The 21,296-nt window shown below is 67.8% G+C and carries 20 protein-coding genes; 6 read left to right on the top strand and 14 right to left on the bottom strand.

Features of this window, described 5'->3' with window-relative positions:
- Positions 1–8: 8 nt before the first annotated feature.
- The 11 genes from HGB39_RS33645 to HGB39_RS33595 all read right to left on the bottom strand — a co-directional run bounded on the left by HGB39_RS33645 (position 9) and on the right by HGB39_RS33595 (position 11,160).
- Positions 9–839 (bottom strand): alpha/beta fold hydrolase, encoded by an 831-nt coding sequence (locus HGB39_RS33645; RefSeq protein WP_054246619.1) that lies wholly within the window; start codon positions 837–839, stop codon positions 9–11.
- Positions 836–1,282 carry a MaoC family dehydratase gene (locus HGB39_RS33640; RefSeq protein WP_054246618.1) on the bottom strand — a complete coding sequence of 149 codons (447 nt, stop codon included), beginning with the start codon at positions 1,280–1,282 and terminating at the stop codon, positions 836–838. The genes HGB39_RS33645 and HGB39_RS33640 overlap by 4 nt, the downstream gene beginning before the upstream one ends.
- Positions 1,283–1,315: 33 nt before the next feature.
- Positions 1,316–3,013 (bottom strand): PHA/PHB synthase family protein, encoded by a 1,698-nt coding sequence (locus HGB39_RS33635; protein WP_064080060.1) that lies wholly within the window; start codon positions 3,011–3,013, stop codon positions 1,316–1,318.
- Positions 3,014–3,029: 16 nt separating this feature from the next.
- Positions 3,030–4,601: a long-chain-fatty-acid--CoA ligase gene (locus HGB39_RS33630; protein WP_005563140.1), complete on the bottom strand. Its 1,572-nt coding sequence runs from the start codon at positions 4,599–4,601 to the stop codon at positions 3,030–3,032.
- Between the two features lie 36 nt (positions 4,602–4,637).
- Complete coding sequence (locus tag HGB39_RS33625) at positions 4,638–5,285, bottom strand: CoA transferase subunit B (RefSeq protein WP_005563141.1); 648 nt, start codon at positions 5,283–5,285, stop codon at positions 4,638–4,640.
- 1 nt (position 5,286) lies between these two features.
- Positions 5,287–6,045, bottom strand: a complete 759-nt coding sequence (locus HGB39_RS33620; RefSeq protein WP_054246615.1) for a CoA transferase subunit A — start codon at positions 6,043–6,045, stop codon at positions 5,287–5,289.
- The gene (locus HGB39_RS33615) at positions 6,042–6,650 is read right to left on the bottom strand and encodes an RBBP9/YdeN family alpha/beta hydrolase (protein WP_005567235.1); all 609 of its coding nucleotides are present in this window, start codon (positions 6,648–6,650) and stop codon (positions 6,042–6,044) included. The genes HGB39_RS33620 and HGB39_RS33615 overlap by 4 nt, the downstream gene beginning before the upstream one ends.
- A 27-nt stretch (positions 6,651–6,677) precedes the next feature.
- Complete coding sequence (locus tag HGB39_RS33610) at positions 6,678–8,009, bottom strand: MFS transporter (RefSeq protein WP_005567237.1); 1,332 nt, start codon at positions 8,007–8,009, stop codon at positions 6,678–6,680.
- A gap of 121 nt (positions 8,010–8,130) precedes the next feature.
- Complete coding sequence (locus HGB39_RS33605; RefSeq protein WP_005567239.1) at positions 8,131–9,183, bottom strand: beta-keto acid cleavage family enzyme; 1,053 nt, start codon at positions 9,181–9,183, stop codon at positions 8,131–8,133.
- Positions 9,184–9,232: 49 nt separating this feature from the next.
- Positions 9,233–10,147, bottom strand: coding sequence for a TauD/TfdA dioxygenase family protein (locus tag HGB39_RS33600; protein ID WP_005567241.1), 915 nt, complete (start codon positions 10,145–10,147; stop codon positions 9,233–9,235).
- Positions 10,148–10,185: 38 nt separating this feature from the next.
- Positions 10,186–11,160 (bottom strand): quinone oxidoreductase family protein, encoded by a 975-nt coding sequence (locus tag HGB39_RS33595; protein ID WP_005567242.1) that lies wholly within the window; start codon positions 11,158–11,160, stop codon positions 10,186–10,188.
- Between the two features lie 204 nt (positions 11,161–11,364).
- On the opposite strand from HGB39_RS33595, the gene HGB39_RS33590 reads away from it, so the two are divergent.
- Entirely contained in the window at positions 11,365–12,375 is a 1,011-nt protein-coding gene (locus HGB39_RS33590; RefSeq protein ID WP_005567244.1) for an AraC family transcriptional regulator, read from the top strand.
- On the opposite strand, the gene HGB39_RS33585 is transcribed toward HGB39_RS33590, so the two are convergent.
- Positions 12,351–12,938: a GNAT family N-acetyltransferase gene (locus HGB39_RS33585; RefSeq protein WP_005567245.1), complete on the bottom strand. Its 588-nt coding sequence runs from the start codon at positions 12,936–12,938 to the stop codon at positions 12,351–12,353. The two genes, HGB39_RS33590 and HGB39_RS33585, sit on opposite strands and share 25 nt — an antisense overlap.
- A gap of 188 nt (positions 12,939–13,126) precedes the next feature.
- Between HGB39_RS33585 and HGB39_RS33580 the strand changes: the two genes are divergently transcribed.
- The 5 genes from HGB39_RS33580 to HGB39_RS33560 all read left to right on the top strand — a co-directional run bounded on the left by HGB39_RS33580 (position 13,127) and on the right by HGB39_RS33560 (position 19,350).
- Positions 13,127–14,488: an MFS transporter gene (locus HGB39_RS33580; protein WP_005567246.1), complete on the top strand. Its 1,362-nt coding sequence runs from the start codon at positions 13,127–13,129 to the stop codon at positions 14,486–14,488.
- A gap of 50 nt (positions 14,489–14,538) precedes the next feature.
- Positions 14,539–16,134, top strand: coding sequence for an aldehyde dehydrogenase (NADP(+)) (locus HGB39_RS33575; RefSeq protein ID WP_005567247.1), 1,596 nt, complete (start codon positions 14,539–14,541; stop codon positions 16,132–16,134).
- A gap of 25 nt (positions 16,135–16,159) precedes the next feature.
- A complete protein-coding gene (locus tag HGB39_RS33570) occupies positions 16,160–17,095 on the top strand; it encodes a 5-dehydro-4-deoxyglucarate dehydratase (protein ID WP_005567248.1) in 936 nt (311 codons plus the stop codon).
- Positions 17,095–18,366, top strand: coding sequence for a glucarate dehydratase family protein (locus tag HGB39_RS33565; protein WP_005567249.1), 1,272 nt, complete (start codon positions 17,095–17,097; stop codon positions 18,364–18,366). The genes HGB39_RS33570 and HGB39_RS33565 overlap by 1 nt, the downstream gene beginning before the upstream one ends.
- A 90-nt stretch (positions 18,367–18,456) precedes the next feature.
- On the top strand, positions 18,457–19,350 hold the full coding sequence (locus HGB39_RS33560; protein WP_005257699.1) for a LysR family transcriptional regulator: 894 nt from the start codon (positions 18,457–18,459) through the stop codon (positions 19,348–19,350).
- A gap of 12 nt (positions 19,351–19,362) precedes the next feature.
- Here the strand turns inward: HGB39_RS33560 and HGB39_RS33555 are convergent, their stop codons facing one another.
- Complete coding sequence (locus HGB39_RS33555) at positions 19,363–19,845, bottom strand: carboxymuconolactone decarboxylase family protein (RefSeq protein WP_005567250.1); 483 nt, start codon at positions 19,843–19,845, stop codon at positions 19,363–19,365.
- A gap of 116 nt (positions 19,846–19,961) precedes the next feature.
- Positions 19,962–21,197: a fatty acid desaturase family protein gene (locus HGB39_RS33550; protein WP_005567251.1), complete on the bottom strand. Its 1,236-nt coding sequence runs from the start codon at positions 21,195–21,197 to the stop codon at positions 19,962–19,964.
- Positions 21,198–21,296: the final 99 nt, after the last annotated feature.

The following is a 21,296-nucleotide window of genomic DNA, read 5'->3' as shown; positions in this document are numbered from 1 at the left end:
GCCGACGGCTACGGCGCCGCGAGGAAGGAGCTGACAGCGGGCGCGAGATCGGCTGCGTTGGTCACGATGTCGAGGTGACCGCCGAGGTGCAGGTGCAGGGTCGCGTGTGGCAAAAGCGCGTTCATGATGTGGGCGTTGGCGATGGGAATGATCGGGTCGTCGGTGCCCGCGACGATCAGTGTGGGCTGCCGGATGAGCGGAAGTACCGGCAGGCTCGTCCACATCGCTCCCGCGAGGAGTTGATGGAGATAACCGATGCGGGAGCCCGTGTGCGTCTGTTTTCTGAAGACTCGCGCGACGGCTTCACCGCCGAGGCGCGCCGTGCCACCGTACAGGTCGCCGGCGATGGCAGCCGCATAGCCGGTGTCGGTGAACCGCCTCGGAGTCAGCATCTTCGCGAGCACACGCGGGTGGCCCGGAATCATCAGGGCCCCGGTCCCGGTGGCGACGAGGACGACGCGCCGGCAGCGCCGAGGGTTCTGGAGGGCGAACTGCTGGGCCAGCGCTCCGCCCCAGGACAAGCCGAGGATGTCGACGACATCGACCCCGATCTCGGTGAGGAGGCGGCTCAGGCCGCACGCGAGGGCGGGAATCCCGTACGGGACCGGGGATGCCGGCGAACCCCCGGTGCCGGGCACGTCGAAACTGATGACCGTCGCTGTCGGATCCATTGCGGCGACAAGCGGGTCCAGCACTTCCAGGCCGGCTCCGATGCCGTTGCACAGGACCAGGGGCACACCGGTCCCGCGGCGGATCCGCACCCGGATCCGCCTACCGCCGACCGGAACGACCCTGTCGTCGAACCGGTCGCGCCCACCGAACAATTCGGTCACGCTCACGTGTAGAGCACCACGACGTCCGCGATGCACACCGGACGCGTTCCGCCGTCGATCTCGTAGGTCAATCCGAAGACTGCCTCGATGCCGGCCGGTTTCCGTTGAGCGGCGATCACGGACACGGTGACACGCAGCGCGGAACCGACGGGAACGGGCGCCGGGAACCGCACCTTGTTCAGGCCGTAATTGAGGGCGGCGTGCACGCCGTCGACGGTGAGAACTTCGGCGAGGATGCTCGGGGCCAGCGACAGCGTGAGATAGCCGTGCGCGATGGTGCCGCCGAAGGGGCCACGGGCCGCGCGCTCGGGATCCGTGTGGATCCACTGGTGGTCCCCGGTCGCGTCGGCGAACAGATTCACCTGATCCTGCGCAATTTTGAGCGTGCCGGTGGTTCCGATGGTCTGTCCGACGAGCCCGAGGAGTTCGGTGGGCTGTGTGAGATGCATGGGTAGGAATGTCCCTCTGTGGTGTCGAGTGGGTCAGCTGTGGTGGACGTAGGTGCCCGGGGCGGGCCCGAGCGGGGGGAACTGCCGGGCGCCGAGGCCGCCGGGGGCGTCGATGTCGGGTCCGCTGCGCTCGGCGAGCCACCGGGCGTAGTCGGGCCACCACGAGTCCGGTGCGGTCTCCGCTGCGGCCAGCCACTCGTCCGGAGTCTCCGGGTCGGGCTGCCCGAATCGGAAGGACGCTCGCGGATTGCCCGGGGGGTTCACGAGCGAGGCGATGTGACCGTTCGACGAGAGCACGAATCGGGAGTCCTTGCTGCCGAGGAGGCGAGCGCTCCGGTAGGTGGACTGCCACGGGCAGAGGTGGTCGGCGGAGCCGCCGACGACGTACGCGTCGGCGGTCACGGTGGCCAGGTCGACGGGTGTGCCGAGCATGGTCGCCGCGCCCGGCGTCGTCAGCGCGTTGCGCAGTCCGAGCAGGACGAGATCGCGGTGCAGTGCCGCCGCCATGCGGGTGGTGTCGGAGTTCCAGAACAGCACGTCGAAGGCGGCGGGAGCCCGGCCCTGCACGTAGTTGTTCACCCAGTACCGCCAGACCAGGTCGGTCGGACGCAGCCAGGCGAACATCTCGGCGAGGGTGCGGCCGTCGAGATAGCCCTTGGCGGCCGAGGCTCGGATCGCGGCCGCAGCGGCGCGCTCGCTCATGACGGCAGCCGCGGTGCCGGCCTGGGTCTGGTCGAGAACGGTGACGGCCAGGGTGAGGCCGGCGATGCGGTCGCCCTCGCCGATCTCGGCGAGATGTGCCGCGACCATCGCCGCGAGAATCCCACCCGAGCAGGTGCCCAGGACGTGGGCGCTGTCGGTTCCGGCAATGCACTGCACCGCATCGAGCGCCTCCACGATCTCCGCGCCGTAGGTGTCGGCATCCCAGTCCCGGTGCCGGGCGTGGGGGTTGCGCCAGGAGATCGCGAAGACCTGCTGACCCTGCTGCAGGAGGTACTCGATCAGACTGCGGCCCGGCGCGATGTCGAGGATGTAGTACTTGTTGATGACGGGCGGGACGATCAACAGTGGTGTGGCGTGGACTTGTTCGGTCTGCGGCGTGTAGTGGATCAGTTCGAACGTGCGGGTCTGCAGGACCACGGCACCCTTCGTCGCAGCCACGTCCTCCCCGACGGCGAACGCGTCGGGTTCGACCATGGCAGGCACGCGAGGTTTGGACAGCATGTCGCGGACGAGCGCGCGGACTCCGCGTGCCGCACTGAGGCCGCCCGTGTCCACCATTGCCTTCCAGCCCAGCGGGCTGAGGAGTGGATTGTTGGTGGGGGACAGGCCTTCGACGAGGTTGTCGAGGACGAACCGCATCCGTTCGTGGTCACGCCAGTCGAGTTCGGCGTCGTCGAGCAGGGCCGCAGCGGTGTGCGACGTCGCGAGATACGCCTGCATCGCCCGGCGCAGGGCCGGATTCTGCTGCCACGCGGCGTCGCCGAAGCGTTTATCCGACTTCGCGGGAGTTCGATCCGAGGCGCCGACGGCGATGGCGCCGAGTTCGCGGACGAGGGCGCCGCCGCGCCGGGCAACGGTACCCGGCCGGCCGGCGAGGCCGACCCCGAGACGGGTCCACGAGCTGTCGGGGAGCATGCGGGCGGCCACGCCGCGGGTTCCGCTGGTGAGGAGAAGGTCGAGGGGAGCGGTGAGCTCGTCGGGGATGGTGGGGAGGGGAGTGTCGCTCACGCTTGTGCTTTCGGTATCAGAGTGCGGCCGCGGCGCGGCCGAGTTCGCGTTTGAGGATCTTGCCGGTGGCGGTCATGGGAAGGGTGGTGACGAATTCGACGGTGCGGGGGTACTTGTAGCTCGCCATCTGCTGCTTGGCCCAGGCGATCACATCGTCCGCGGTGACCTGTGCGCCGGGCTCGAGGATGACGTACGCCTTGATCTCCTCGCCGTGGCTGTCGTCGGGGACGCCGACGACGGCGGCGAGAGAAATGGCATCGTGGCCGAGGAGGACTTCTTCGATCTCACGGGGGTACACGTTGAAGCCGCCGCGCACGATCAGGTCCTTGGCCCGGTCGACGATGTAGTAGAAGCCGTCGTCGTCGACGCGGGCGAGGTCGCCGGTTCGGAACCAGCCGTCCCGCAGCACTTCTGCCGTGGCGTCCGGGCGGTTGTAGTAGCCCTTCATTATGTTGTGGCCGCGCAACGCGATCTCGCCGATGTCACCGGCGCCGGTGACGGTGTTCCAGTCCTTGTCGACGAGCCGGGCCTCGATTCCCCACACGGGGACACCGATCGAGCCGGGCCGTGGATCGCCGCCGGGATCGCTGAACGTCGCGAGCGGCGACGTCTCGGACAGTCCGTATCCCTCGAGAATCTGGACACCGAAGCGGTCGGCGAACCGGGTGAGGATCTCCACCGGCAGCGCGGCGCCGCCGGAGATCGCGAGTCGCATGTTGCCGGCGATGCGGTCGATGTCGGCGGGGTGTTCGTCGAGGGCGCCGAGCAGACCCCAGTACATGGTGGGCACCCCCGCGAATACGGTGATGTTCTCCCGTTCGATGAGATCGAGTGCGGCGGTGGCCTCGAACCGGGGCAGCAGCACGAGGGTCGCCCCGACCGAGATTCCGGCGTTGAGGGTGACGGTCTGGCCGAACGAGTGGAACAGTGGCAGGGTCACCAGGTACCGGTCGTGGGTGGCCGGTGTGCTGTCGAAGAGACGATTGGCGGTCAGCGCGTTGAGCACCATGTTGGCGTGGGTGAGCTCGGCGCCCTTGGGTTTTCCGGTGGTCCCGCTCGTGTAGAGGATGACGGCGGTGTCCCCGGGTTCGCGGACCTCGGTCTCGACCTCGGTGTCGCGATCCGCGACGGCGTCCGCGAGTGTTCCGATGCCGTCGATCGTGGCGGGAGCGTCCGGGTCGGCGGTGATGCGGAACATGGTGCGGCAGTCGGGACTCTGCGTGAACGCGGAGCGCCCGTACTCGCCCATCGGCAGGTCGGGGGTGCCGTCGTAGCACAAGTACGCCTTGGCGTCGGAATCGGCGAGGTGGTAAGCGATCTCGCGGTCCTTGAGGAGAACGTTGAGCGGTACGACCACGGCGCCGGCCTTGAGGATGCCGTAGTAGACGACGGGGAACTGGGGGATGTTGGGGCAGGAGAGCGCGACCTTGTCACCGGGTTCGATGCCGCACGACATCAGCAGATTCGCGACCTGGTTCGACCGGGTGTCGAGGTCGGCGTAGGTCATCCGTGCGTCGCCGAGAATCAAGGCGTCACGGTCGGGGAATCGGCGGGCGGAGTCTTGGAGAAGGACGGAAAGGTTGAGCACGGGAGACTTTCTCGTGGTGGGAGGGTGGGAGGAGCGCTACGACAGCGCCGCTGCGGTGGCGGCGCGCACCAGGTCTTCGGTGACCCCGGGCGCGCACTCGCGCAACACCAGGCCGGTGCCGGTGACGTCGACGACGGCCAGGTTGGTGATGATCCGATGCACGACAGTGCGTCCGGTGAGAGGCAGGGTGCAGCGTTCGACGATCTTCGGGGCACCGGACTTGTCGCAGTGCTCCATGACCACGATGACTTTGCGGGCGCCGTGCACGAGGTCCATCGCACCGCCCATGCCCTTGACCATCTTTCCCGGAACCATCCAGTTCGCGAGGTCGCCGGCCGCGGAGACCTGCATTCCTCCGAGGACGGCGGTGTCGATGTGGGCGCCGCGGATCATCCCGAAGCTGAGCGCCGAATCGAAGAACGACGCGCCCGCGTTGACGGTGACCGTTTCCTTGCCGGCGTTGATCAGATCCGCATCCACCGCGTCCTCGTCCGGATACGGGCCGGTGCCGAGGATGCCGTTCTCGCTGTGCAGCGTCACGTCGAACCCCGCGGGCAGGAAGTTCGGGATCAGTGTGGGCAGCCCGATACCGAGGTTGACGTACTCACCCGGCGACAGTTCCCGGGCGGCACGGGCTGCCATGTCCTCGCGGGTCCAGCCGATCGTCTCGACGATGGTCGTCATGTCAGTCCTTCCTCGCGGCGACGGTGCGCTTCTCGATCTGCTTGTCCTGAGCCCCGGTGTGGACGATCCGGTCGACGAAGATCCCCGGCAGGTGTACCCGCGCCGGGTCGAGGACCCCGGGCTCGACGAGCTGCTCGACCTGTGCGATACAGATGCGGCCGGCCATCGCGGCGAGCGGGTTGAAGTTGCCTGCGGCCTTGGCGAAGACGAGGTTGCCTTCGGCGTCGCCGATGCGGGCGTGGACGAGTGCGAAGTCGGCGGTGATCGACTCCTCGAGCACGTACTGGCGGCCTGCGAACTCGCGGACCTCCTTCGGCGGAGACGCGACGGCCACCGATCCGTCGGCGGCGTACCGCCACGGCAGCCCGCCGTCGGACACGGGCGTTCCGACCCCGGCGGGGGTGAAGAACGCGGGGATCCCCGCACCGCCGGCACGCAGCTTCTCGGCCAGGGTGCCCTGCGGCGTCAGTTCGACCTCGAGTTCACCCGACAGGTACTGGCGCGCGAATTCCTTGTTCTCCCCGACATACGACGCGGTGACGCGGCGAATCCGACTGCGGGAGAGCAGGATGCCGAGTCCGTGACCGTCGACGCCGCAGTTGTTGGAAAACACCTCCAGATCGGTGGCGTCACCGGCGGCGATCGCGGCGATCAGCTCGTCCGGGATTCCGCACAACCCGAACCCGCCGACCGCCAGCGACGCACCGGACGGGATGTCCGCGACCGCTTCGGCTGCCGAACCGAAGACCTTGCGCGTCATCGTCCACCAGCGTTCGCCAGCCCGGGAACGACCGTGCTCTCGATCAGTTCCCGGAGCAGTTCCTCGGCGTACGGCCAGTACCCGTAACCGGCGGCGGGATTGAGGTGTCCGACGGCACCCAGGTCGACGAGCTTGCTGCCCCACGACTCGGCCATCCCGGCGACCCGGCGGAATCGGGCCATCGGATCATTCGTGCTGGCGGCGACGATGCTGGGGAACGGCAGCCGGCGGCGGGGGACGGGATCCCAGCCACCCTGCTCGAGTTCCCCGGGGGTGGGATACCCCGCGGGTAGTGGTTCCTCGAGGTCCGGTGGGGTGGCCAGCAGGGCGCCCTGGACCGGGCGGGTGGACTGCTGGGCCCAGTGAACGGTGATCGCCACTCCCGCACTGTGAGCGACCAGCACGACCGGGCCGTCGATGTCCGCGACGACGGCGTCGAGTGCGGCGACCCGGGCCGCGAGGCTGAGCTTGTCCCGTTCGAGCGGCGGCACCGTCCGCACGGTGCCGAGTCTCTCGGCGAGCAACGTCTGCCAGTGGTCGGCGACGTGGTCGCGCAGTCCGGGCACGATCACCACGGTCGGTGCGGTGGAGGTGGAGGTGGTCACGGTCGACTCCAGTTCTTCGGAGGTGGATCAGGCGGGTGCGGCGGTGAGGGCGGCGAGCTTGCGGCGTCCGGCCGGGTAGGCGCGCTTGCCGAGGACGAGGGCGACGATCGCGACGATGTAGATCAGGGGAGCGATCTGCAAGGCAGTGACCAGGCCGAAGCGGTCGGCCAGCACCCCGACGACGAAGGGTCCCAGTGCCAGTCCGAGGAGGTTGTTCGCCAGGGTGAGCGTGCCGAAGGCCGAGGCGCGCACCGACGAGTGGGTGAGGTTCGCGACCATCGCGGCGATGGGGCCGGACGAGCCGGCAGAGAAGAAGGCTCCGATACCGATCAGGACCAGTTGGGGCGCGCCGGTCGGCAACTGGAACCCGGCGCCGAGGAAGACGAGGGAGATCACTCCGAAGACCACCGCGGTGGTCCATTTCCGAGCGGGATCGTTGCGGCTCACGCGGTCTGTGATGATGCCGCACACCACCATGCCGCTGCCGACGAGGAGGACGAAGATCGAGGCCATCGCACCGGCCTTGTCGAGGGCGAGACCGTAAGACCGGTTGAAGAAGCTCGGCAGCCACGCCAGAAGCACACCTGCGGTGAACATCTGGAGACCACCACCAATGTAGGCGAACACGACGGCGGGGGTGGTGAACAGGCTCGAGATCGGCGCCCGGAATCCGGCGGGGCCGGGTGCGTCGGCCGGGTCGTCGTCGGCCGCATGCTGAGCAAGTTTGCGTTCGGAGACCAGAGCCCGGAACAGGGCGACGAGCATGAGCCCGAAGACGGCCATCGCGGCGAACGACCAGCGCCAGCCGAGGTTGACGGCGATCACGCCGCCGAGGGCGACGCCGATCACGGACCCGAACGATCCGCCGCCCATGAAGGCGCCGCTGAGCGTGGAGTGCACTCGCGGGGCGAACACGCTGAGAACCACCGCGATGCCGACGCTGCCGTAGGCGGCTTCACCCACGCCGACCAGGAAGCGGGCCCCGAGCATCTGCTCGTAGCTGCTCGCCACGGCACAGAGCAGGGTGGCGATGCTCCAGAGCACGGCCATCAGGACGAGGCTCTTCACGCGACCCCACCGGTCGGCGAGCAGCGACAGCGGGAGGGTCAGCAGTCCGACCATCAGCGCGACGACGCTGCTGAGCGACGCCAGCTGGGAATCTGTCAGCGTCCATTCGGTTTTGAGGAGCGGGAAGACGGCACTGAGTACCTGCCGGGACATGTAGTCCGACAGCAGCAGACCGAAGGTGAGTGCGAAGACGATCCACGGATAGAACCGGGACCGAGAGGCCGGAGCGGTGCTCCCGGTGGCGGTATTCGGGGTGGTGGTGTTCAGGGCGGTGGTGGCAGGCAGTCCCATGAGGCCTCCTATGGCCGTCAGGAGTGATAAAGGGGTGGGGAGAGAGCCGGCCGTGCTCGTGTGAGCGGCGGTCTGTCCGGCTCTCTCCCCGGCGTGATGCAAAATCCCCCGGCGCCGAAAATCAGGCGTGGTGGGTGAAGCCGACCTGTCCGGGACGGCGGTTGGGCGCGTAGCCGAGCTTGGCGAGGGTCTCGTCGGCATCGGCGTAGGTCTGGCCGATCCGGTAGATGTCGCGGGCCTCCTTGCCGGTGGCCACCTCGCGACCCAATTCACCTGCGACGCGGACCAACTGCTCGACCTGCTGGACGGAGGTCATCTTCTCACCCTTGCGTCCCCAGATGGTGTCTTCGTTACCGCAACGGGGGTGCAGGCCCATCGCGATCGCCATCGCGTTGACCGGCAGCACGCTGCGCATCAGGGTCTCGAGGGTCAGGCAGGCGCCGTCCGGGACTCGCTGGATGAAGTTCATGATGTTGTACGGGTTGGGGCCGTCGAAGCCGCCGCCGATGCCGACCCAGGTCAGGTTGAGCGGACCGGTGTAGATCCCGCGCCGGATGAGCCGCTCGACGGTCTCGAGCTGGGGGATGCTCGACAGCTGGAAGTGCGGCTGAATTCCGGCCGCCTGCAGGCGACGCAGATGCTCCTCGACCCACGCCGGGCCTGCCGGGACCGTCATCTCCCGGTACGCCTCGGCGAGCTCGGGCCGCTCCATCGAGGTGCCGGCGATGTCGTCGGCGGTCATGAGTTCCATGATGTTCATCTGCGAGGTGTTGATCGCGATCGTCACCTGGTCGGGTGCGGGATCGAGGTCGGCCAGCATGTGCCGGGTGTCGTCCGAGAGCCACTTCGCATCCGCCCCTTCGCCTTCGGGTGCGAAGGAGATCGATCCGCCGACCTGCAGGATCATGTCCGGCACCGCCTGGCGCAGTCCGGCGAGCAACTCGTTGAACTTCGAGAGCCGCTTGGAGCCCTTGCCGTCGAGCTCACGGACGTGGATGTGCAGGACGGTGGCGCCGGCCTCGTAGCAGTCCACTGCCTTCTGGACGTGCTCGTCCATCGTCAGCGGCAGGTCTTCGCGGAAGTCGTCCGGCTCCCACTCGGGACCGTACGGGGCACAGGTGATGACCAGCTTCTCCTGGGCCTCGGGGAAGAGGGCGTCGTCGTGGAAGTGCATGGTGTTCTCCGTTCGAAATCGGATCTGATGAAAAGGGGCAGTGAGTAATTCAGAAGGGCCGGTCGCCGATGATGCCGGCGCGCTCCATCTTGCGGACGGCGGGCCAGTAGTCCTGGACCGCGTAGTGCTGGGTGGAACGGTTGTCCCAGATCGCGACGCTGTTCTTCGTCCAGCGCCACCGCACCTGGTACTCGGGAATCGACGCCTGGCTGATCAGGTAGTTGAGCAGGTTGCTGCTGCCGGGCGCGTAGTCGATGCCGTACCGGATGTGCTCGGGGGTGTGGTAGTTGACGAAGTGGGTCGCGAAAGCGTTGACGAACAGGATCTTTTCGCCGGTCTCGGGGTGCGTGCGCACCACGGGGTGCTCGGCGTCGGGGAACCTCTCGTGCAGCGCCTGCCGCTGTTCCGGCGGCTGCGCGGCACCGAACGACGCCTCGATGCTGTGCCGGGCGCGGAGTCCGTCGATCTGCTTCTTGACCTGCTCGGGAAGCTTCTCGTACGCCAGGGCCATGTTCACCCAGATGGTGTCTCCGCCGATCGGGGGCGTCTCCACGCAGCGGAGCACGCAGCCCATGGGCGGGTTCTCCCGCCAGGTGGCGTCGCAGTGAAAGGCGTTCTCGTAGTGCTCGGCCGGGCTGTCGAGGTCCTTGTAGATTTGCACCAGCCCCGGGTGGTCGGGGTCGCTCCCCACGGCGGGGTGGTCCTCGAGCGGGCCGAACCGTTCGGCCAGCGCCACGTGCTCGGCGCGGGACATGTCCTGGTCGCGGAGGAACAAAACCTTGTACTCGAGCAGCAGTTCCCGCAGTTCGGCGAACAGGGCGTCGTCGCGGGCGGCGTCACCGAGGTTCACGTCGAACAGTTCGGCGCCGATCGAGCAGGTGAGCGGTGCGAATCGGAAGGATCCGGAAGGGGAGAGGATCGTGTGCGGTTCGGGCGAGTAGGTCAGTTGCGCGGTGTCGGTCATGGTGGTGTCTCCGTCGGGGTGAATGTGGTGGCGCGCTGTCAGAGTCGGAACACGGAGGAGCCGATGCTGCGGCCGGATTCGAGATCGTGGTGCGCCTGGACGGCGTCCTCGAGCCCGTAGCTCTGGTTGATCTCGATCCGGATCCGGCCGGCCTCGACGTGCCGGAAGAGTTCACCAGCGAGTTCGGCGCGCTCCGCCGGGTCGGCGATGTAGTCGGCGAGCGCGGGTCGGGTGACGAACAGCGAACCCTTGACGGCCAACTGCATCGCGTTGATCGGAGGAATCGGTCCGGAGGCGGTTCCGAAGCACACCAGCAGTCCGCGCCGGGCGAGGCAGTCGAGCGAGATCTGGAAGGTGGACTCGCCGATGCTGTCGTACACGACGGGGACGCCGGCACCGTCGGTGATTTCCCGAACCCGCTCGGTGACGTTCTCCCGGGTGTAGACGATCACGTGCTCACACCCGTGGGCGCGGGCGATCGCGGCCTTCTCGTCGGTGGACACGGTGCCGATCACGTTGATGCCCAGCAACTTTGCCCACTGCGCGAAGATCAGGCCGACGCCGCCGGCCGCCGCGTGCAGGAGCACGGTGTCGCCCGCCTTCAGCGGGTGGATGCGCCGCAGCAGGTAGGCCGTGGTCAGACCGCGCATCGTCATCGCGGCCGCGGTGTCGAAGCGGATCGCTTCGGGCAGCGGGATCAGCGGTGCGGCCGGCATCACGCGTTCGGTGCTGTAGGCGCCGAGGGGGCTGCCCGTGTAGGTGACGCGGTCACCGACCTGCACGTGGGTCACGCCGGAGCCGACTTCCTCGACGACACCGGCCGCCTCCACTCCCATGCCCGCGGGCAACTCGGCCGGGTACAGGCCGGTGCGGAAGTAGGTGTCGGCGAAGTTCAGTCCGACGGCCTCGTGCCGGATCCGGACCCCGTGGGGACCGGGCTCCCCGACCTCGACGTTCTCCCACTTCATGACTTCCGGAGCGCCGTGCTCGTAGAACCGAACAGCCTGTGCCACAGTATTTCTCCTCTTCGATGTGATGATCGGTGCGGTGCCGCCGCCGGACCGGTCGCGGTCGGGCGGGGCGGGGGTGACCCGGTGTGGCGGATCACCTCTCCGACCGCTTCTGTGATGCACCTAACAGTACGGGCGCATCCGGTCGATTGCTTATCCTGACGGGACAGACGGCCTATCATTTTGGGACAGGGCATTGGAGGTGGCATGAAACCCCTTGCGCGCTACGCGTCGCTGAACGGATACCTCGAGCTGTGCCGGTCGCTCGGTGTCGATCCGGTGCCGTTGATGAGGTCCGCCGGCCTCGATCCGTCCGGCCTCGCACTGCAGGACCGATGGATCCCGGCCGCGGCGATCGCGCACCTCCTCGAGCAGTCGGTGGAGGCGTCCGGGCACGAAGACTTCGGGGTGCGCCTCGCCGAGCGCCGGCAGTTCTCCAACCTCGGCCCTCTCAGCCTCGTCGTGCGCGAGGAACCCGACGTCCGCAGCGCCCTGCGCGTGCTCACGCGGTACACGCACACGTACAACGAGGCGTTGCAGACGCGGATGTCCGAGTCGAACGGTCTCGCGACCTTGCGCGTCGAACTGGACGTGGGAGAGGCAACCGAGACGCGGCAGTCGGTGGAACTGGCGGTCGGAGTGCTGCACCGGCTGCTGCGCGGCTTCCTCGGGGGCGGCTGGAAACCGCTCGCCGTCTGCTTCCCTCATCCGGCTCCCGCGGACACGGCTACCCACCGGCGTCTGTTCGGGCCGGTGGTGAACTTCGACCACGAGTTCGCGGGCATCGTCATCGACGCCGGCGACCTGGCTGAGCCGAACAAGATGTCCGATCCACTGCTCCGTCGCTACACCCAGCAACTCCTCGACTCGTGGGAGCCGTCGGACGACGTGACGATCGTGAGCCGGGTCCGCGAGCTGATCGAACTACTGTTGCCGACGGGCCGCTGTTCCGTCGAGCAAGTGGCTCGCAGTCTGGGGGTCGACCGGCGAACGGTGCATCGCCGCCTCGCTGAGAGCGGGGAGACGTTCTCGACCGTCCTCGACGCGACCCGCGTCGAACTCGCCGAACGGATGGTCGCGAATCCCCGCCTGAGTCTCACCGAGATCGCGGACGTGCTGGCGTTCTCGGCGCCGAGCAACTTCTCCCGCTGGTTCAGTGGGCGGTTCGGGTGCAGCCCGAGTCGCTGGCGCGCTCAGCGTGCGGGCGACACCGGGTGAATCGGCCGGCCCTCGTCCAGGTCGAGCCTGCTGATGTAGTGGGCGCCGTCGTCGATCGGGTTGTCGGGTGGGAGGTAGCCCTCGCCGACGCGGCGGAAGCCGGCTTTCTCGAGCGCGCGCCACGACGCCCGGTTGGGGACGACGACGGGGACGACGATCGCGGTGGCGTCGGGTAGGTCGGCCCGGCACTTGGTGACGAACGCGCTGATCATCGCGGTTCCCAGCCCCTGGCCGGTGTGCTGCGGGCCGCCGACGTAGTAGTCGATGGAGATGCTTCCCGGTGGGATCTCGACGAGGGCGGCGAGGAGCGCGAGGTCCTCGGGATAGTCGGCGATCCGGTACCGCTGGATGAACCCGAACGGCAGGCCGTCTCGCCGGACGAGGAAGTCCTCGCAGGGCTCGGTGCCGTCGATGCTGCCGCCGAAGTCGCGCTCGATGTCGGCGTCTGCGGTGTCGTGGTTCCAGAACCGCGCGACGTGTGGTTCGCGGAGCCATCGTTGCAGTTGAGGGAAGAATTCGCGGGTCGTGCGGACGAACTCGAAGGTGACTGCGTCGGCGCTCACGGTAGGAAACTAGCAGGAACCACGTCGATTCAACTTCGGCATCGATAACGAGAATCTTTGACTTGGACATGTATCGAACATGCCTCTAGCGTGATTCCTATGACTCAGGTCACGCCTGGTAGCCGGGCGTGATCGGAGTCCTCCAACGTTCCCCGCACCACCAGCGCCAGCACAGAGAGGAGTCACCGATGACCCTCCCCCTCGCCGTTTCCCCGGCAGTCGACAGCGCGGTCTCCAAGATCTTCCGTCGCGTCGTCCCGCTGTTCATCGTCATGCTCATCTGCAACCAGCTCAACAGATCCAACATCGGTTACGCGCAGACGCATCTCGAGGCGGACGTGGGCATCGGCGCTGCGGCGTACGGATTCGGTGCGGGTGTCTTCTTCATCGCCTACGCGATCTTCGAACTCCCGTCGAACGTGCTCATGGAGAAGTTCGGCGCCAAGGTGTGGCTCACCCGCATCATGATCTCGTGGGGCCTGGTGTCCGCGGCGATGGCGTTCGTCAACGGCCCGGAGATGTTCTACGCCCTGCGGTTCCTCCTCGGTGTCGCGGAGGCCGGCTTCTTCCCGGCCATCATCTTCTACTTCACCCGCTGGCTGCCGAACAACCACCGCAGCCGCGCCACGGCACTGTTCATCGCCGGGTCCTCCATCGCGGCCGCCATCTCGGGACCGCTGTCCGGACCGCTGCTGTCCCTCGACGGACTCGGCGGGCATCACGGCTGGCAGTGGATGTTCGCGCTGGAGGGACTGCTGTCGGTGGTCGTCGGTTGCTTCGCCTACCGCCTGCTCGACTCGAAGATCGACGACGCGAAGTGGCTCACCGGCGCGGAAAAGCACGACCTGCAGGCTGTCATCGCCGAGGAAGACGTGCTGCGCAGTGAGGCGTCCGCGAAGCGTGGCGAGTCGGGCTCGCGCTGGAAGCTGCTCCTGCAGCCGCGGATCCTGGTGTGCTGCGGCATCTTCTTCGCGATCACCATGGCGATCTACGCCAACACGTTCTGGTTGCCGTCGATCATCCGCCGCATCCCGGGCACCACCGACGTCACCGTCGGACTGCTCTCCTCGCTGCCGTGGATCTGCGCGATCTTCGCGATGTACTTCTCCAACCGCTCCGCCGACCGCACCGGACGGCACAAGCCCTACCTCGTCGCCGCGCTGCTCATCGGCGGTATCGGCACGATGGCCGCCGCGTTCGTCACGCCCTGGCTGGCGCTTCCGCTGCTGTGCGTCGCGACGATGGGATTCAAGAGCGCGAGCCCGCTCTTCTGGTCGATTCCGCAGCGCACGCTCCACCCGATGGTGCTGGCGCCGGCGATCGCGATCATCAACTCGCTGGGCAACCTGGGTGGCTTCGTCGCCCCGTTCGGCTTCGGAGTGATCAAGGAGCAGACCGGCACGGTGACGATGGGCCTGGTCGTGTTGTCGCTCTTCGCCCTGGCCGCCGCCGCGGCGGTGACCTACTTCCGGCGAGACAAGGAAGACATCGACGACGTCGCCGACCTGGCAGAGGTGGGCTCCGACGAGCCCACCGTGGCAGCCAAGTGACCTCTCCCCGGCACATACGAAACGCAGACGAGAACTCGAGGACTTGAATCATGACAGCAACGGTGAACCGGACCGACGTGACCGGACAGATGATCATCGCAGGGAAGCCCGTTCAGGGTTCCGGCACGACGATCCACGGCATCGACCCCACCACCGACGGCCGGCTGGAACCCGGCTTCGCGCACGGTGACGAACGGGACGTCGACGCCGCCTGCGCCGCCGCCGCCGACGCGTTCGCGCCGTTCCGCGCCACGAGCAGCGAGAAGCGCGCCCAGTTCCTCGAGGCGATCGCCGACAACATCGAGGCCCTCGGCGAGACGCTCATCGCCCGGGCGTGCGCCGAATCCGGACTTCCCCAGGGCCGCATCACCGGTGAGGTGGGCCGCACGTCCGGACAGCTGCGGCTGTTCGCCGGCGTCCTGCGTGACGGCGGCTGGAACGGCGCCCGCATCGATCCCGCGATGCCCGACCGGACGCCCCTGCCCCGTGCCGACATCCGGCAGCGGAAGGTGCCGCTCGGACCCGTCGCGGTGTTCGGCGCGAGCAACTTCCCCCTCGCCTTCTCCGTCGCCGGCGGCGACACCGCGTCCGCGCTGGCGGCGGGCTGCCCCGTCGTCGTGAAGGCTCACGACGCGCACCCCGGCACCTCCGAACTCGTCGGCCGTGCCATCGCCGACGCCGTCGCGAGCACCGGCATGCCCGCGGGCACGTTCTCCCTGCTGTTCGGCTCGGGCCGCGGGCTCGGCACCGCACTCGTCACCGACCCGCGCATCAAGGCCGTCGGATTCACCGGATCACGTTCCGGTGGAACCGCTCTGGTCGCCGCTGCCGCCGCACGTCCGGAACCCATCCCGGTGTACGCGGAGATGAGTTCGATCAACCCGGTGTTCGTGCTCGAGAACGCACTCGCCACCCGCGGCGCCGACCTCGGTCGGGCGTTCGTCGCATCCCTGACGCTCGGATCCGGACAGTTCTGCACCAACCCCGGACTCGTCATCGCCGTCGACGGCCCCGGCCTCACCTCGTTCGTCGAGTCCGCGAGCGCCGCCGTCGCCGGGAGCACCCCCACCCCGATGCTCACCCCGAACATCGCCGGCTGCTACGCGGACGGCGTCGCAGCGCTCACCGGCGAGGCCACCGTGGAGGCCCGCGGCACCGAATCGGATGCACCCAATTCGTGCCGTGCCGCGCTGTTCAGCACCGGCGCCGACACCTTCCTGAGCTCGGAGGTGTTGCAGCAGGAGGTATTCGGCTCGTCCAGCCTGATCGTCAAGTGCCGCGACGCCGAGCAGGTGCGTGCCGTGGCGGCGAAGCTGGAAGGCCAGCTGACCGCGACCGTCCACGTCGACGACACCGATCTCGACGAGGCCGGACGCCTGCTGCCCGTCCTCGAGCTCAAGGCCGGCCGGATCCTGTTCAACGGCTGGCCCACCGGGGTCGAGGTCGGCCACGCGATGGTGCACGGTGGCCCACACCCCGCGACATCCGACTCGCGCACCACGTCCGTCGGCTCGCTGGCGATCGAACGGTTCCTGCGTCCCGTTGCCTACCAGGATGTTCCGAGCTCGCTGCTCCCCGCCGCCATCGCCGACGGCAACCCCGACCAGTTGTGGCGTCGCATCGACGGCCGACTCACCCAAGCCTGATTTTCCCTTCGTGAAGGAGTTCCCCATGCTCGACGGCGTCCTGTTCTTCCCCGTCACACCATTCACCGCATCCGGCGACGTCGACTACGACCGGCTCGCCGAGCACGTCGCCAAGGGTGTCGACGCGGGCCCCGGAGGTGTCTTCATCGCCTGCGGCACCGGCGAATTCCACGCCCTCGGGCTGGAGGAGTTCGGCAAGATCGTCGCCAAGGCCACCGAGGTCGTCGCCGGACGCGTCCCCGTGTTCGCCGGGGCCGGCGGCTCGGTGCAGCAGGCCAAGGAGTTCGCCGCCAGCGCGAAGGCCAACGGAGCCGACGGCATCCTGCTGCTCCCGCCGTACCTGGTGACGATGCCGCAGGCCGGGCTGGTGGAGTACACCCGCGCGGTCGCCGACACCACCGACCTCCCGCTCGTCGTCTACAACCGCGGCAACGCCCGGTTCGACGAGGCGGCCGCCGTGGAGGTGGCGCAGTTCCCGACCGTGGTCGGGTTCAAGGACGGCACCGGTGATCTCGACAAGGTGGGCCGCATCGTCCGTGCGGTGAAGGACGCGCTCGCCCCGTCCGGCAAGCCGTTCCTGTTCTTCAACGGCATGCCCACCGCCGAGGTCACCCAGCAGGCGTACCGCGCGATCGGTGTCACGCTGTACTCGTCCGCGACGTTCGCGTTCGCGCCCGAACTCGCTCTCGGGTTCTACGAGGCGCTCGAATCCGGCAACGAGGAACTCACCGACGCGCTGCTCCGCGACTTCTTCCACCCCTTGGTGCGCTTGCGTGACCAGGTGCCCGGATACGCGGTGTCGCTGATCAAGTCGGGGGTCGCGATGGAAGGTATCGACGCCGGGTCGGTGCGGCCGCCGCTCGTCCCGACGAGCGAGGCCCACCTGCGGGAACTCGCGCAGATCACCGCAGCCGGGCGCGCCGTTCTCGCCGACGCACTCGCCGTGCAGGCGGCGGTCTGATGACTGCCGCACCCATCCGGATCACCGGCGCACGGATCACGCCCGTCGCGTTCGTCGACCCGCCGCTCCTCAACACCGTCGGAGTGCACCAGCCCTATGCGCTGCGTGCGATCATTCAGCTCGACACGGACGGCGGGCTCGTCGGCCTCGGTGAAACGTACGCCGACACCGCCCACCTCATCCGGCTCGAGGCGGCCGCCGAAGCGATCGTCGGTCTGGACGTGTTCGCGCTCAACGCGATCCGCGCGGCGATCGACGAGAAGATTGCCACCCTGACCGTCACGGGCGGTGACGGGGTCGCGGGCATGATCACCACGGCCAGTACCACCGACCGCGTGTTCTCCCCGTTCGAGGTGGCGTGCCTCGACGTGCAGGGCAAGGCCCTCGGCCGGCCGGTCTCCGATCTGCTCGGCGGCAAGGTACGCGATGCCGTCCCGTTCAGCGCCTACCTGTTCTACAAGTGGGCCGGGCACCCCGGCGCCCAACCCGACGAATGGGGCGAGGCGATCGACCCCGACGGTCTGGTCCGTCAGGCGCAGAAGATGATCGGCGAGTACGGCTTCGAGGCCATCAAGGTCAAGGGCGGCGTGTTCTCGCCGGACGAGGAGATCGCCGGCATCAAGGCGCTGCGCGCCGCGTTCCCCGACCTGCCGCTGCGTCTCGACCCGAACGCCGCGTGGACCGTCGACACGGCGATCAGGGTTGCGTCGGAACTCGACGGCATCGTCGAATACCTCGAGGACCCGACGCCGGGCCTCGACGGCATGGCCGAGGTCGCACGTGAGGCGAAGATGCCGCTGGCCACGAACATGTGCGTCGTCGCGTTCGATCAGCTCGAGCCTGCCGTGCGGAAGGATTCCGTCCAGGTGGTGCTGTCGGATCACCACTACTGGGGTGGCCTGCAGCGGTCGCGGCTGCTCGCCGGTATCTGCGACAACTTCGGCCTGGGCCTGTCGATGCACTCCAACTCGCACCTGGGCATCAGCCTGGCCGCGATGGTGCATCTCGCCGGCGCCACACCGAACCTCACGTACGCGTGTGACACGCACTGGCCGTGGAAGACCGAGGACGTCGTCAAGCCCGGTGTGCTGAAGTTCGTCGACGGCGCGGTCCCGGTGCCGACGACGCCGGGGCTCGGTGTCGAGATCGACGAGGACGCCCTCGCCGCCCTGCACCAGCAGTACCTGGACTGCGGGGTGCGGGACCGCGACGACACCGGGTACATGAAGTCGGTGGACCCGACGTTCGAGAACACCTGTCCTCGCTGGTAGCTGTCTCACGAAAGGCGCCGACCGCGGTCTCGGTCGGCGCCTTCCGGGTGGGATACATTGAGTCCACCCCGAGGCAAAGGAGTGGATCGAATGTTCTCCCTCGCGCGGCTGTCGTGTTTCATCGCCGTCGCGGAGGAACTGCATTTCGGTCGCGCCGCGGAGCGCCTGCACATGACGCAGCCGCCGCTGAGCCGTCAGATCCAGCAGCTCGAAAGCGAACTCGGCGTGCAGTTGATCGACCGCACCAGCCGATCCGTCACCCTCACCGCCGCCGGTACGGCGTTCCTGCCCGACGCCCGGCGCATCCTGAGTCTGTCGGAGAGTGCCGCCCTGACGGTGCGGCGCGTGCCGGCCGGCGACCTCGGCACCGTCGTCGTCGGGTTCACCGGCGCGTCCGCGCACGCGGTGCTGCCGAGGTTGCTCGAGGCGGCCCGCGACCGACTGCCGGATGTGAAAGTCGTTCTGCGGGAGATGGTCACCTCCGTGCAGATCGAATCGTTGATCAGTGGTGAACTGGACCTCGGGCTGATCCGCCCCATCCTCACCCGCCCCGGCATCGACACGCGCCCCATCCATCACGAGCGGCTCGTCGCCGCGCTGCCGGCCGGTCACCCCCTCGCCGACGCCGAGCAGCTGGCGGTGGAGGATTTCGACGATCAGCCCGTCGTCATGTATTCGCCCGTCGATGCCCGGTACTTCCACGAACTGCTCATCAGCACGTTCACGATCGTCGGTGCCTCCCCGCGCTACGTCCAGTACGTCACGCAGGTGCACACCATGCTGGTGCTCGTCCGGTCCGGGCTGGGCATGGCCCTCGTCCCCGAATCCGCGCAGACGATGCACCCGGAAGGGGTCGTGTTCCGCCCCGTCTCCGCCGTCCGCGACCGGCCCGTCCAGATGAACGCCGCCTGGCGTTCGGACAACCGGAACCCCGCGCTGCGCAGGTTCATGGAGGACGTCCTCCCACAACGGGAGTGGGAATGAGAATCGGAGCGCTCAGAGCGTGAGCTTGCACGTCTGACCGATGTCGAGCACCCGCAGCACCCGGCCCGTCCCCAGCCACAACGCGCACGACAGCGCCAGGTCGGTCAGGATCTCGTCGGAGAAATGCTCGTGACACCGCGCCCAGAAGTCCTCGTCGTCGCGGAGCGCGGTGTGATCGGTGGCGAACCGGTGGGCGAACTCGGCCGCCGTCCGCTCCTCGGCGCTGTACCCCGGCCACGACTCCCACTCGAGAACGTGATCGTAGAAGTGCTCGTCGATCCCCGCATCGGCGCCACTCCTGTCGCGGGTGCCGAGGCACACGGCACACTCGTTCGCCTCCGCGACGGCCATTCGCGCGATCTCCCGGACCCGTAACGGTAACCGGTTCCGGTTGTACACGGCGTCCGTGAATGCCCCGAGTGCACCACCCAGCTCGGGTGAGATCGACAGCCAACCGGCCACGTCATCGTCACTGTAGCTACCTACTCGACTCATCCCCGAATGCTACAGCGGGAGGTGTCGCGGGGGATAGATCTGACACGTGTTCTATGTCAGTACTCAGTGGCAGGTGTTCGATGAGTCGGGATGCAGCACATTGCCCCCGGAGTTGGTCAGCGCATTCCGAGGATTCGGCGGACGACACCGCGTTTGCGCTTCTTCTCGATCGTCGTCGCCAGGCCGATCCGGCGGCCGGTGAGTGGATCGGTGGCGGGGGGACCGCCGAACCCGGCTTCGGACGCGGTTTCGGGTGCTGCGTCGCGGGTGTCCGTGAGGTACTTGTCGGGAAGCGAGAGCTTCGCGATGGTGCGCCACGACTTCCAGTACTGCACTGCGAGCGGGCCGGTCGTGTACGGCAGGTCGTACTTCTCGCACAGCTGCTTCACGCGGATCGAGATCTCGTGGTAGCGGTTGGACGGCAGGTCCGGGAAGACGTGGTGCTCGATCTGATAGCTCAAGTTGCCGGTCATGAAGTCCATGACGGGGCCGCCCGAGATGTTCGCGGAGCCGAGCATCTGCCGCAGGTACCACTGGGCGTGCGTCTCGTTGTCGACGTCCGTCTTGGTGAATTTCTCGGCGCCGTCCGGGAAGTGACCGCAGAAGATCACGGCGTTGGTCCACAGGTTGCGGACGAGGTTGGCGGTCGCATTCGCCTTGGCCGTGGACTTCCATGCCTTGCCGGTCAGCGCCGGGTACACGAGATAGTCCTTGAGGGTCTGCCTGCCGAGCTTGGCGAGCACTTCCTTGCCGCGCTTCCTGGTGAGTTCACGGTCGTCCCGGCCCCGGGTCACTTTGCCGAGCTCGAGCAGTTGGATGGCGAGGCCGTACTGGAACAGCGCCGCGAGGATCGCGTTGTAGGCGAGGTTGCCGAGGTAGAACGGCTTCCAGCGCTGGTCACGGGTGACGCGGAGCAGGCCGAATCCCACGTCGTCGTCCATGCCGAGGACGTTGGTGTATTTGTGGTGTGCGTAGTTGTGGGTGATCTTCCAGTGCGCCGACGGATCGGCGTTGTCCCATTCCCAGTTCACGGAGTGCACTTCGGGGTCGTTCATCCAGTCCCACTGCCCGTGCATCACGTTGTGCCCGAGCTCCATGTTCTCGATGATCTTCGACAACGAGAGCATCCCGGTGCCCAGCACCCACAGCGAACGCTTGCGGGAGCCGAAGAGCACCGCCCGGCCGCCGAGTTCCAGTCCGCGTTGCAGCCGGATGGTGTTGCGGAGGTACCGGGCGTCGCGTGCCCCGCGGGATTCCTCGATGTCCCGACGGATCGCATCCAGGTCGCGGCCGATGGCCTCGACGTCGGCGTCCGTCAGGTGCGCGTACTCCTTGATGTCCGATATCGCCATGCACCTACGGTACCGTAAGTTACGATCCCGTAGGTTACGGGCAAGTATTTTATGACGCGAATCACTTCGACTGGTACGCAGCGATTTTCGATGTCGAAT

The sequence above is a fragment of the Rhodococcus opacus genome (genome assembly GCF_012396235.1).
Classification (GTDB): domain Bacteria; phylum Actinomycetota; class Actinomycetes; order Mycobacteriales; family Mycobacteriaceae; genus Rhodococcus_F; species Rhodococcus_F opacus.
This window is presented reverse-complemented; position numbering and strand designations above follow the sequence as displayed.